1 protein-coding gene is annotated in these 14,356 nt (G+C 74.9%); it reads left to right on the top strand.

Annotated features, from left to right (window positions below; all coding sequences use genetic code 11):
* Entirely contained in the window at positions 1-14,289 is a 14,289-nt protein-coding gene (locus ACYVLJ_RS27165) for a type I polyketide synthase (protein WP_460440811.1), read from the top strand.
* Positions 14,290-14,356: the final 67 nt, after the last annotated feature.

The raw sequence follows: 14,356 nt of genomic DNA, 5'->3' as shown, positions 1-14,356 counted from the left end.
ATGCGGAACGAGGACAAGCTCCGTGACTACCTCAAGCGGGTCACGGCCGATCTGAAGGTGGCCAACCGGCGCCTGCACGACGTCACCGAGCGCCGCGGGGAACCGATCGCCGTCGTCTCGATGAGCTGCCGGTTCCCGGGCGGGGTGACCACGCCCGAGCAGCTGTGGGAGCTGATCGCCGAGGGCCGGGACGCCGTTTCGCCGTGGCCGGCCGACCGCGGCTGGGACCTGGATCTCTACGACCCCGATCCCGAGCGGACCGGACGCAGTTACGTCCGCGACGGCTGCTTCCTGACCGACGCCGCGCAGTTCGACCCGGCGTTCTTCGGCATCTCCCCGCGCGAAGCCGTCGCGATGGACCCGCAGCAGCGGCTCCTGCTGGAGACGACGTGGGAGGCCTTCGAACGCGCGAAGCTCGACGCGGCGGGCCTGCGCGGCAGCAAGACCGGCGTGTTCGTCGGCGCCAGCAACCAGGGTTACGCGGGCGGGCTGGTCACCGCGCCCGAGGGCCTCGAAGGGCTGCTGCTCACCGGCGGTTCGGCCGCCGTGCTGTCCGGCCGGCTCGCCTACACCTTCGGCCTCGAAGGCCCGGCCGTCACCGTCGACACGATGTGCTCGTCGTCGCTGGTCGCGCTGCACCTGGCGGTCACCGCGCTGCGCAACGACGAGTGCTCGATGGCACTGGCCTGCGGCGCGACCGTGATGGCCAACCCCCGCAACTTCGTCGAGTTCAGCCGCCAGCGCGGCCTCTCCTCCGACGGCCGCTGCCGCGCGTTTTCGGCCGACGCCGACGGCACGGGCTGGGGTGAAGGCATCGGTGTCGTCCTCCTGGAGCGGCTGTCCGACGCGCGCAAGCACGGGCACCCGGTGCTCGCCGTCATCCGCGGCACCGCGATCAACCAGGACGGCGCGTCGAACGGCCTGACCGCACCCAACGGGCTCTCGCAGCAGCGCGTGATCGAGGCGGCCCTGGCCAACGCGCGGCTGGCGCCCGAGCAGGTCGACGCCGTCGAAGCACACGGCACCGGCACCAAGCTGGGCGACCCGATCGAGGCCCAGGCCCTGCAGGCGACCTACGGCCGGGACCGCGAACGGCCGCTGCTGCTGGGCACGGTCAAGTCGAACATCGGCCACACCCAGGCGGCCTCCGGGGTCGCCGGTGTGATCAAGATGGTCCTGGCGCTGCGGGCGGGCGTCCTGCCGAAGACGCTGTTCGTCGGCGAGCCGACCCCGCACGTCGACTGGACCGCGGGTGCCGTCTCGCTGCTGACGGAGCACCAGGAGTGGCCGGAGACGGGCGCGCCGCGCCGTGCGGGCGTGTCCTCGTTCGGCGGCAGCGGCACCAACGCGCACGTCGTGCTGGAGGGCGTGACCGAGGAACCCGAGCCACCGTCCGAGTCCGTTGTGGACACCGCGGTCTGGGTGCTCTCGGGCCGGTCCGACGCCGCGGTGAAGGACCGCGCCGAAGCGCTGGCCCGACTGCACGACGGGAACATCGCCGACGTCGGCTGGTCCCTGGCCCGGACGCGGTCGGCCCTCGAACACCGGGCCGCCGTGGTCGGCCGGGACCTGCCCACGCTGCTCGCGGGCGTCCGCGAGGTCGCCGAGGCCGGCACCGGTGCCGCGGTCGGCGGCGAGGCCCAGGTCGTCGGCGGGACCGTGCTGGTGTTCCCCGGCCAGGGTGCCCAGTGGACCGGGATGGCCGTGGACCTGCTGGCGTCCTCGCCGGTGTTCGCCGCCCGGATGGCCGAGTGCGAGACCGCTCTCTCGTCCTTTGTGGACTGGAAGTTGACCGAGGTCCTCGGGGACGCGGCGGCCCTCGAACGCGTCGACGTCGTGCAGCCGGTCTCGTGGGCGGTCATGGTTTCGCTCGCCGCGCTGTGGGCGGCGCACGGCGTCACCCCGGACGCCGTCGTCGGCCACTCGCAGGGCGAGATCGCGGCGGCCGTCGTCGCGGGTGCGCTGTCGCTGGCAGACGGCGCCAAGGTCGTCGCGCTGCGCAGCAGGCTGATCCTCGGCCGGCTCGCGGGCCTCGGCGCGATGGCGTCGGTCGCGGCACCGGAAGCGCAGGTGGAAGCGTTGCTTGCCGAAGGTGTCTCGATCGCGGCGGTCAACGGACCCGCGTCCGTGGTGATCTCCGGCGAGATCGCCGCGGTCGAAGAGGTCCTGGCCCGCGCGGAAGCCGACGGTCTGCGCGTCCGCCGGATCCCGGTCGACTACGCCTCCCACTCCGCCGTGGTGGAGGTTCTCGAGGCCGAGCTGCTCGAGGCCCTGGCGGACCTCGAACCCCGTGAACCGCAGGTCACGTTCGTCTCCAGCGTCACCGGCGAGACCGCCGGGACGCTCGACGCCGCCTACTGGTACCGGAACCTGCGGCAGCGGGTGCGCTTCCAGGACGCGACGCGGACGCTCGTCGCCGAGGGTCACCGGTTCTTCGTCGAGTCGAGCCCGCACCCCGTGCTGGGCGGCGGGATCCAGGAGACCCTGGACGAGGTGCTCGACCCCGGCTCGGCGGCCGTCGTCGGCACGCTCCGGCGTGGTGAAGGCGGCCTGCCCCGGTTCCTGACGTCGGTGGCGCAGCTCTGGACACGCGGCCACGACGTCGACTGGGCCGCCGTCTACCCGGCGGCCCGCACGGTCGCTTTGCCGACATATCCCTTCCAGCGTCAGCGTTACTGGCTGGAGACGGCGGCCGAAACCGCCGAGGCGGACGGCGAGTTCTGGAGCGCGGTCGAAGACGGCGCGCTGACCGAGGAACTCGGCGTCACCGCGGAAACGCCGTGGCAGGAGGTGCTGCCCGCGCTGGCGGACTGGCGCAACCGCCGCACCGAGCTGTCCACAGTGGACCAGTGGCGCTACCGGATCACCTGGCACCCGGCTCCCGAGCCGGTGCCCGCGCTGTCCGGTACCTGGCTGGTCGTGCACGCGCCCGACGTCTGCCTCGACGCCCTGGAGAAGGCGGGTGCGGTCGTCCGCACCCTGCGCATCGACGAGACCGACGACCGCGCGTCCCTGGCCGAGCGGCTGCGGGGCGAGTCCGGCCTCGCGGGCGTGCTTTCCCTGCTCGCGCTGGACGAGGGCAGCCACCCGGCGCATCCGGTGCTGTCCCGGGGGCTGGCCGCGAACCTCCTGCTCGCCCAGGCCCTCGGCGACGCCGGGGTCGGCGCGCCGCTCTGGCTCGCGACCCAGGGCGCGGCCGCCGTCGGTCCCGGCGACGAGCTCCCGCGGCCCGGGCAGGCCACGACCTGGGGCCTCGGCCGGGTGCTCGCCCTCGAACACCCCGACCGCTGGGGTGGCCTGGTCGACCTCCCGGAGACCCTCGACGAGCGCGCCGCGAACCGGCTCTGCGCGGCCCTCACCGGGATCGGCGACGAGGACCAGCTGGCCGTCCGCGACTCCGGGCTGGTCCAGCGCCGGCTGCGGCGCGCGCCCGTCGGCGGTACCGCGCCCGAGTGGCGGACCAGCGGGACCGCGCTGGTCACCGGCGGCACCGGCGGGCTCGGGGCGCACGTCGCCCGCTGGCTCGCCGGCCGCGGGGCCGAGCACCTCGTGCTCACCAGCCGCCGCGGTCCCGACGCGCCCGGCGCGGCCGAGCTGCGCGCGGAACTCGAGGCGATGGGCGTCGAGGTGACGATCGCCGCGTGCGACGTCGCCGACCGCGACGCGCTGTCTTCGCTGGTCAGCGGCCTGCGGGACGTGCGGGCGGTCGTGCACACCGCCGGCGTCGGCCTGCTCGCGCCCTTGGCCGACACGGACCTGCCCGACTTCGAAGAGGGCGCCCGCGCGAAGCTGGCCGGTGCCCGTCACCTGGACGAGCTGTTCCCCGAAGCCGACCTCGACGCGTTCGTCCTGTACTCCTCGGTCGCGGGGGTGTGGGGCAGTGGTGACCACGGCGCGTACGCCGCCGCGAACGCCTTCGTCGACGCGCTCGCCGAGAGCCGCCGCGCCCGCGGCCTGGCCGGGACGTCGGTCGCCTGGGGCATCTGGGCCGGCGACGGCATGGTCTCCGACGTCGTCGCCGACCAGCTCAAGTGGCGCGGGATCCCGTTCATGGCCCCGGAACCGGCCCTGCTCGGGCTCGGCCAGGTGCTCGACCACGACGAGCCGTTCCTGGCCGTCGCCGACATCGACTGGCCGCGGTTCGTGCCGGTCTTCACGGCCGCCCGGCCGCGGCCCCTGCTGTCCGAGGTGCCCGAGGTCGCGGCCGTGCTCGCCGCCGAGGCCGAAGTCACCGAGGAGCAGACCGGCGCCGCGGGCGCGTTGCGCACCAAGCTGTCCGGACTGTCCGAAGTGGACCAGGAACGCGAGCTGCTCGCGCTGGTGCGCAAGCACGCGGCGTCCGTGCTCGGCTACGCCGGGCCCGACGACGTCGACCCGTCACGCGCGTTCCGGGAGCTGGGCTTCGACTCGCTGACCGCGATCGAGCTGCGCAACCGGCTCACCGCGGCCACCGGCCTCAAGCTGTCCGCGACCCTGGTGTTCGACTACCCGAACGCGACCACGCTGGCCCGGCACGTCCGCACCGAGGTGCTCGGCACCGACGCTCCCGCGCCGGTCGCCGTGGCCGCGGTCGCGACCGGCGAACCCCTGGCGATCGTCGGCATGAGCTGCCGGTTCGCCGGCGGCGTCGGCAGCCCCGAACAGCTCTGGGACCTGATGATGGCCGAGGCCGACGTCATCGGCGACTTCCCCGGCGACCGCGGCTGGCACCCCGACGCGCTCTACGACCCCGACCCCGACAGCGCCGGCCACAACTACGCCCGCGCGGGCGGGTTCCTCCTCGACGCGGCCGAGTTCGACCCCGGCTTCTTCGGCATCAGCCCGCGTGAAGCGCTCGCGATGGACCCGCAGCAGCGCGTGGTCATGGAGGCGGCCTGGGAGGCCTTCGAGGCCGCCGGGCTCGACCAGGCCGCCGTCCGCGGCAGCCGCACCGGCGTGTTCGTCGGCGCCAGCGGCCACGACTACGGCCCGCGGCTGCAGGACGTCCCCGAAGGCGTCGAGGGGCACCTGGTCACCGGCGGCACCGGCAGCGTCACCTCGGGCCGGGTCGCCTACACCTTCGGGCTCGAAGGCCCGGCGGTCACGATCGACACCGGCTGCTCGTCGTCGCTGGTCGCCCTGCACCTGGCCGGCCAGGCCCTGCGGTCGGGGGAGTGCGACCTCGCCCTCGCCGGCGGCGTCGCGGTGATGTCGACCCCGGCGCCGTTCGTCGCGTTCAGCCGCCAGCGCGCGCTGGCCGCCGACGGCCGCAGCAAGCCTTTCTCCGCCGAAGCCGACGGCATGGGCCTGGCCGAGGGCGTCGGCATGCTGCTCGTCGAACGGCTTTCCGACGCGCGCCGCCACGGCCACCGCGTGCTGGCCGTCGTCCGCGGCACCGCGACCAACCAGGACGGCGCGTCCAACGGCCTGACCGCGCCGAACGGCCCGTCGCAGCAGCGCGTCATCCTGTCGGCGCTCGCCGCCGCGAGGCTCGAACCGTCCGATGTGGACGCCGTCGAGGCGCACGGCACGGGCACCACGCTCGGCGACCCGATCGAGGCCCAGGCACTGATGGCGACCTACGGCCGCGACCGCCAAGCGCCGCTGTGGCTCGGGTCGGTCAAGTCCAACATCGGGCACAGCCAGGCCGCCGCGGGTGCCGCCGGGATCATCAAGATGGTCCTGGCCATGCGGCACGGCGTCCTCCCGCGCTCACTGCACTCCGAGCACCCGACGCCGCACGTCGACTGGTCGTCCGGCGCGCTCGAACTGCTCACCGAGGCCACGCCGTGGCCGGACAAGCCGGGCCCGCGCCGCGTCGGCGTGTCCTCGTTCGGCGTCGGCGGCACCAACGCGCACGTCGTCCTCGAACACGATCCCGTCTTCGAACCGGCTGCCGAGCGCGAGCCGGTCGCGGGCCCGGTGCCGTGGGTGCTCTCGGCCCGTTCGGCGGCCGGGGTGCCCGCGCAGGCGGCGAAACTCGCGGCACTGCCCGGCACTCCGGACATCGCCGACGTCGGCTGGTCCCTCGCGTCGACGCGGACCGCGTTCGAGCACCGAGCCGTGGTGCTGGGCTCGGACCGCGAAGAACTGCTCGCGGGGCTGGCCGATCTGACCACCGGGACACCGAGCGCGTCCGTTGTGACCGGGGTGGCGGGCGCGGCGGGGCGCACGGTGTTCGTGTTCCCGGGCCAGGGGGCGCAGTGGGCCGGGATGGCGGCTGGGCTGCTCGCGGAGTCGCCGGTCTTCGCCGGGCGGTTCGCGGAGTGTGCGGCGGCGTTGGAGTCTTTTGTGGACTGGTCGCCGTTCGAGATGCTGTCTTCGTTGGACCGGGTCGATGTGGTGCAGCCGTTGTCGTGGGCGGTCATGGTTTCGCTGGCGGCGCTGTGGCAGGCGCACGGCGTCTCGCCGGACGCCGTCGTGGGGCACTCCCAGGGCGAGATCGCCGCCGCCGTCGTCGCGGGTGGACTGTCCCTTGAGGATGGTGCTCGGGTGGTCGCGTTGCGGAGCAAGGCGATCGCCGCGGGACTCGCGGGGCAGGGCGGCATGGCGTCGATCGCACTCGGCGCCGAGCAGCTCGAAAAGCTCCTGCCCGAATGGGCCGGCCGGATCTCCATCGCGGCGTTCAACAGCCCGTCGTCGACCGTCGTGTGCGGCGAACCCGAAGCACTGGACGAACTGCTCGCCCAGTGCACGGCCGACGGAGTGCGTTCGCGGCTCATCCCGGTCGACTACGCGTCGCACTCGGCGCACGTCGAGGCGATCGAAGCCGAGCTGCTGGACGTGCTCGCGCCGATCCGCCCGCTCTCGGCCGACGTCCCGTTCTACTCGACGGTCACCGCCGAACCGGTCGACACCGCGACCCTGGACGCCGGCTACTGGTACCGCAACCTGCGCCAGCCGGTGCTGTTCCGCCAGACCGTCGACGTGCTCGCGGCGCGCGAGCACTCGGTGTTCGTCGAGGTCAGCCCGCACCCGGTTGTCTCCTCCGCGATCGGGGAGGCGGTCCCGGAGGCGGTCGTGAGCGGCACCCTTCGGCGCGGGGAGGGCGGCTTGACGCGGTTCCGCACGTCCCTGGCCGAGCTGCACGTCCGCGGCGTCGACGTCGACTGGGCGCCGGTGTTCCCGGGAGCCTCGCCGATCCCGTTGCCGACTTACGCTTTCCAGCACCAGCGCTACTGGCTGGACGCCCCCGCCCGCGGGGCCGAACTGGACGACGAGTTCTGGGCCGCCGTCGAGCAGGCCGACGTCGAGGCGCTCGCCGCCTGGCGCGACCACCGGCAGGCGAAGTCCACTGTGGATGGCTGGCGGTATCGCGTCGAGTGGACGCCGCTGCCCGTCGCGACCGGCACCACGGTGGCGGGCTGGCTCGTCGCCGGCCCCGACCCGCACGGCCTCGCCGGCGGGCTCGGCGCCCGGCACGTCGACCTCCCGTCCGAAGTGGACCGGGCGCGATGGGCCGAGCTGCTGCGCGCGGCCGGACCGTGCGAGGGCGTGCTCTCCCTGCTCGACGGCCTCGTCCCGAACCTGACGCTCCTGCACGCCCTCGGCGACCCGGGGATCGGCGCGCCGCTGTGGTGCGCCACCAGCGGCGCGGTCAGCACCGGTGCGGCCGACCCGATCCGGGCCACCGGCCAGGCGCCGACCTGGGGCTTCGGCCGGATCGCGGCCGTGGAGTACCCGCGGCGCTTCGGCGGGCTGGTCGACCTCCCGGCCGACCTCGACGCCCGCGCCGTGGCCCGGCTCGCCGCCGTGCTCGGCACGCCCGGCGACGAAGACCAGGTGGCCGTCCGCGCGTCCGGTGTCTTCGGCCGCCGGCTGGTCCGCGCGGAACCGGCGCGAAGCACGACGCCGTGGCGCGCGTCCGGGACGGTGCTGCTCACCGGCGGCACCGGCGGGATCGGCGCGCACCTCGCGCGCTGGCTGGCCGGCGCGGGTGCCGAACGCCTGGTGCTCACGAGCCGTCGCGGCCAGGACGTCCCCGAACTGACCGCCGAGCTGGCGGACCTCGGCACCGAGCTGACCGTCGTGGCCTGCGACGTCGCCGACCGCGCCCAGGTCGCCGACCTGCTGGCCGGGCTGCCGGACCTCACCGCCGTGGTGCACGCGGCGGCCGTCCTGGACGACGGCGTCATCGACGGTCTCACCGCCGAGCGCATCGCGGGCGTCCTGCGGCCCAAGGCCGACGCCGCGCGGCACCTGCACGAGCTGACCGCCGACCGCGAGCTCTCGGCGTTCGTCCTGTTCTCCTCGCTGGCCGGCACGCTCGGCGGGCCGGGCCAGGCGAGCTACGCCGCGGCCAACACCTACCTCGACGCCCTCGCCCGCGAACGCCGGGCGGCGGGCCTGCCCGCGACGTCCGTCGCCTGGGGCGCGTGGGCCGGCGGCCGGGGTGAGGGCCTCGCCGAGCAGGGCCTGCCCGCGATGAACCCCGAGCTGGCGATCCTCGCCCTGCAGCAGGCCCTCGACACCGGCGAGACCGTGCTCGCGGTCGCCGACATCCGCTGGGACCGCTACCGCAAGACCCTCGCGCAGGGCCGCCCGAGCGCGGCGCTGCGGGGCATCCCCGAGGCGGCCGAACCGGCCGGCGAGGTCACCGGAACCGGCTGGGCCGCCCGCTTGAGCGGGCTGGCGGAGGCCGAGCAGCACCGGCTGGTGCTGGAGCTGATCCAGGCCCAGGCCGCGGTGGCGCTCGGCTACCCGTCACCCGGGTCGATCGAGCCGGACCGCGCGTTCCGCGACCTCGGCTTCGACTCGCTGACCGCCGTCGACCTGCGCAACCGCCTCGGTGAGGTCACCGGCCTGCGGCTGCCGGTGACGCTGGTGTTCGACCACCCGACCGCCGTCGTGCTGGCCGAGCACGTCCGGCGTGAGCTGGTGGGGGGCGCCGTGGCCGAGGCCTCGGCCCCGGTCGTCGCGGCCGTCGACGAGCCGATCGCGATCGTCGCGATGTCCTGCCGCTACCCCGGCGGCGTCACCGGCCCGGACGACCTCTGGGTACTTGTCGCCCACGGTGTCGACGCGGTTGGCGAGTTCCCGGCCGACCGCGGCTGGGACCTCGACCGGCGGTACGACGCCGACCCGGACAAGGCCGGCACCTTCTACACGCGTGGCGGTGGTTTCCTGCACGACGCGGCGGAGTTCGACCCGGCGTTCTTCGGGATCGCGCCGCGCGAGGCGCCCGCGATCGACCCGCAGCAGCGGCTGCTGCTGGAGACGTCGTGGGAGGCCGTCGAGCGCGCGGGCATCGACCCGGCGCGGCTGCGCGGCAGCCGGACCGGCGTGTTCGTCGGCTCCAACTACCACGACTACGGCGGCCGGCTGCGGCACGCGCCCGGTGAGTTCGAGGGCCACCTGGCGACCGGCAGCGCGGGCAGCGTCGCCTCCGGCCGGATCGCCTACACCTTCGGCCTCGAGGGCCCGGCGGTCACGGTCGACACGGCCTGCTCGTCGTCGCTGGTGGCCCTGCACTGGGCGGTCAAGGCCCTGCGCTCCGGCGAATGCGACCTCGCGCTGGCCGGCGGCGTCACGGTGATCTCGTCGGTCGACACCTTCGTCGAGTTCAGCCGGCAGCGCGCGCTGTCGCCGGACGGCCGGTGCCGCGCGTTCTCCGCGGACGCCGACGGCGCGGGCTGGGCCGAGGGCGTCGGCATGGTGCTGGTGGAACGGCTTTCGGACGCGCGACGGCGCGGGCACCCGGTGCTCGCGGTCGTCCGGGGCAGCGCGGTGAACCAGGACGGCGCGTCCAACGGCATGACCGCGCCGAGCGGTCCCGCGCAGCAGCGGGTGATCCGCGCGGCGCTCGCCGACGCGGGCCTGCGACCGTCCGATGTGGACGCCGTCGAGGCGCACGGCACCGGCACGACGCTCGGCGACCCGATCGAGGCGCAGGCGCTCATGGCCACCTACGGCCAGGACCGCGAGCGGCCGCTGTGGCTGGGTTCGGTGAAGTCGAACATCGGGCACACGCAGGCCGCGTCCGGCATCGCGGGCGTGATCAAGATGGTGCAGGCACTGCGGAACGGTGTCCTGCCCCGCACGCTGCACGCCGAGACGCCGTCGCCGCACATCGACTGGACGGCCGGCCGGGTCGAGCTGCTCTCGGAACCGGTCGAGTGGGCGGCCAACGGCCACCCGCGCCGCGCCGGGGTCTCGTCGTTCGGGGTCAGCGGCACGAACGTCCACACGATTCTCGAAGAAGCTCCCGAGCCGTCAGCCGACGAAGTCGTGGCTCCGCAAGGGTTGACGGCCTGGTCGGTGTCGGCCAAGTCCGAAGCCGCCCTGCGCGGCCAGGCCCGGCGGCTGCTGGCGTTCCTGGAGTCCGAACCGGACCCGGGCGCGGTGGCCCGGTCCCTCGCCGCCCGCTCGCGGTTCGGGCACCGCGCGGTCGTCGTCGGCGACGGGCTCGGCGAACTGCGTGACGGGCTCGCCGCGCTGGCCGCCGACCGGCCCGCCGCCGGGCTGCGGCGCCACACCGCGCGCACCGGCCGGACGGCGTTCCTCTTCACCGGGCAAGGCGCGCAGCGGCTCGGCATGGGAAGCGAGCTGTACGCGCGGTTCCCGGTGTTCGCCGACGCCTTCGACGCGGTGTGCGCGCACTTCGACCTGCCGCTCCACGACGTCGTGTTCGGCGACGACGCCGCCCGGCTCGACCGGACCGGCTTCACCCAGCCCGCGCTGTTCGCGGTCGAGGTGGCGTTGTTCCGGCTGCTCGAAGCCTGGGGCGTCCACGCGGACCACCTCGCCGGCCACTCGATCGGCGAGCTGGCCGCGGCGCACGTCGCCGGGGTGCTTTCGCTGGCCGACGCGGCCAAGCTCGTCGCCGCCCGCGGCCGGTTGATGGAGGCGTTGCCGGAGGGCGGGGCCATGGTGGCGATCGCCGCGCCCGAAGCCGAAGTCGTGCCGCTGCTGGGCGAGCACGTCTCGCTGGCCGCGGTCAACGGGCCCGAAGCCGTCGTGATCTCGGGCGGGACCGAAGCCGTGCTGGCGCTGAAGGAGCACTTCACCGCGCTGGGCCGCAAGACCAAGCGCCTCGAGGTCTCGCACGCCTTCCACTCGCGGTTGATGGACCCGATGCTCGCGGAGTTCGCCGCGATCGCGGAAAGCCTGACCTACCACCAGCCGCGGATCCGGGTGGCGTCGGCCGGCGACGTCACCACGCCGGAGTACTGGGTGCGGCACGTGCGGGAGGCCGTCCGGTTCGCCGACGCGATCGCCGAGCTGGCCGCGGCGGGTGTCACCCGGTTCGTCGAGCTGGGCCCGGACGCGGTGCTCGCCGCGCTCGTCCCGGACTGCGCCGGCCGGGCCGACCTGAGCGTGGGTTCGGTGCTGCGCAAGGGACACGGCGAGGAGCGGACGCTGCTCACCGCCCTCGCCGGGCTGCACGTCAGCGGTGCCGACGTCGACTGGGCCGCGGTGCTCGGCGGCGGCGGGCACGTCGAGCTGCCGACGTACGCCTTCCAGCGGGAGCGGTACTGGCTCGACGCGCCGGCGGTGACCGGCGACGTCACCGGTGCCGGGCTCACCGAGACGCGGCACCCGCTGCTGGGCGCGGCCGTCTCGCTGGCCGGGTCGGACGGCGCGCTGTTCACCAGCCTCCTCTCGGCGGCCAGTCATCCTTTGCTCGCGCAGCACGTCGTGCTCGGCAACGTCCTGCTGCCGGGGACGGCGTTCATGGAACTGGCCGTGCACGCGGCGGACAAGGTCGGCTGCGAACGCGTCGAGGAGCTCACCCTCGCCGCGCCGCTCGTGCTGCCGGAGACCGGCGGCGTGCGGCTGCAGGTCGCCGTCGGCGGGCCGGACGAGTACGGCAACCGCGCGATCGACATCTACTCCCGCGCCGGCGACGCGATGGAGGATGAGCCGTGGACCACGCACGCGAGCGGCACCCTCGCCGCGACGCCGGTGCCGGCCGGCGGTGACCTCACCGGCGCCTGGCCGCCGGCCGGAGCCGAGCCGATCGACCTCGACGGGCTCTACGACCGCATCGCGGACCACGGATTCGCCTACGGGCCGGCGTTCCAGGGCCTGCACCGCGCGTGGCGCGCCGGCGACGAGATCTTCGCCGAGGTCGACCTGCCCGAGGAGGAACGGGCGGAGGCCGGGCGCTTCGGCCTGCACCCGGCCCTGCTCGACGCGGCTCTGCACACCGTCGCCCTGCGCGACGAAAGCCGCGCGGTCCTGCCGTTCGCCTGGTCGGGGGTGACGCTGCACGCCGGTGGGGCGTCGGCCCTGCGGGTGCGCGTCACCGGCCAGGACGCCGACACCGTGACGCTCTCGGTCGCCGACCAGGACGGGCTGCCGGTGGCGACCGTCGGTTCGCTGTCCCTGCGCCCGGTTTCGGCCGAGCAGCTCGACGCCGCCAAGTCGGCCCACCACGAGTCGTTGTTCCGGGTGGGCTGGGTGATGGCCCCGATCACCCCGGCCCGGCTCTCGGCGGCCGAACGCTGGGCGGTCGTCGGGGTCGACGTCGGCGTCCGCGTCACCAAGGCCCTCGGGTCCGCGGGCGTCCCGGTCGAGTCGTACCCCGACTTCGACGCGCTCGAGGCGGCCGTCGTGGCGGGCGCCCCGGTGCCCGAAGTGGTCGTGGTGACCAGCGGTTCGCACGGCGACGAGGACGTGGCCCGCGCGGTCCGGACCGCCACCCACGGCGCGCTGGAGCAGGTGCAGGAGTGGCTGGCGAGCGAACGGTTCGCCGGGTCGCGCCTGGTGTTCGTCACGCGGGGCGCGATCGCGACGCGCGTCGGGGAAGGCATCACCGACCTGGCGACGGCGGCCGTCGTCGGGTTGGTGCGCTCGGCGCAGTCGGAGAACCCCGGCCGGTTCGTGCTGGTGGACCTCGACGACCGAGAAGTGTCCTACGCGGCGCTCCCGTCCGCCGTGGCCTGCGGCGAGCCGCACGTCGCGGTCCGGATCGGCGCGATCCAGGTGCCCCGCCTCGCGCGGGTCCCGGCCACCGCGCCCGAGCCGGTCCCCGCGTGGGACCCCGAGGGCACGGTGCTGATCACCGGCGCGACCGGGACGCTCGGCACGCTCGTCGCGCGGCACCTGGTGACCGCCCGGGGAGCCCGGCGGCTGGTGCTGACCAGCCGGCGCGGGCCGTCGGCGGAAGGCGCGCGCGAGCTGGCCGACGAGCTGAGGGCGTGGGGCGCGGACGTCACCATGGCCGCCTGCGACGTCGCCGACCGCGACTCGCTGGCCGCGCTGCTCGCCGGCATCCCGGCCGAGCACCCGCTGACCGCGGTGGTGCACACCGCGGGCGTCCTGGACGACGGCGTGGTGTCCGCGCTGACCACCAAGCAGCTCGACACGGCCCTGCGGCCCAAGGTCGACGCGGCCTGGCACCTGCACGAGCTGACCGCCGGGATGAACCTGGCCGGGTTCGTGGTGTTCTCGTCGCTGGCCGGCACCTTCGGCGGCACGGGCCAGGCGAACTACGCCGCGGCGAACGCGTTCCTCGACGCGCTCGCGCACGTCCGGCGGGCGCAGGGGCTGCCGGCGTTGTCGCTGGCGTGGGGCCTGTGGGCCGAGCGCAGCGGCATGACCGGGAAGCTCGCGGAGGCGGACCTGTCCCGCCTGGCGCGCGGCGGGGTCGAGCCGATGCCCTCGGACGAAGGGCTGGAGCTGTTCGACATCGCCTGCACGCTCGACGAGGCCGTGCTGCTGCCGGTCCGGCTGGTCGTGGAGGCGATGCGCGACCGCGTCGGCGAGGACGCGATCCCGGTGATCCTGCGCAGCCTGATCCGCACCCCGGTGCGGCGCGCGGTCCGGGCCGCCCCGGCCGACCCGGTCGACAACCTGACCCACCGCCTGGCCGGGATGTCGGACGCCGAACGGGACGGCACGCTGCTCGACCTGGTCCGCACCCAGGCGGCGACGGTCCTGGGCTACGCGGGCCCGGACGCGATCGAGCCGGACCGCGGCTTCCTCGAGCTGGGCTTCGACTCGCTCAGCGCGGTGGAGCTGCGGAACCTGCTCGGCGCGGCCACCGGCCTGCGGCTGCCGGCGACGCTGCTGTTCGACTACCCGTCGACGACGGTCCTGGCGGCGTACCTGCGCACCGAGCTGGTCCCGGACGTCCCGGCGGCGATCCTGCCGGCGCTGGCGGAGCTGGACCGCGTGGAGTTCGCCCTGCCGGACCTGCTGGCGGACTCGGCGGCGCGCGCGACGCTGGGGGCGCGTCTGCAGGACCTCCTGACGAGGGTGACGGGCGCGGCGGGCACCGGCGTGGCGACGGCGGTGGAGGAGAAGCTGGAGTCCGCCACGGACGACGAGATGTTCGCGCTGATCGACGACCTCGACCTCGACTGACCCGGCCGCGGAAGGAAGTCTAGGGGATTTGCGGCGCCGCTTGCGTTTCACTCGAGGCGACCACGCC

Source organism: Amycolatopsis stemonae (assembly GCF_054781455.1).
This window is presented reverse-complemented; position numbering and strand designations above follow the sequence as displayed.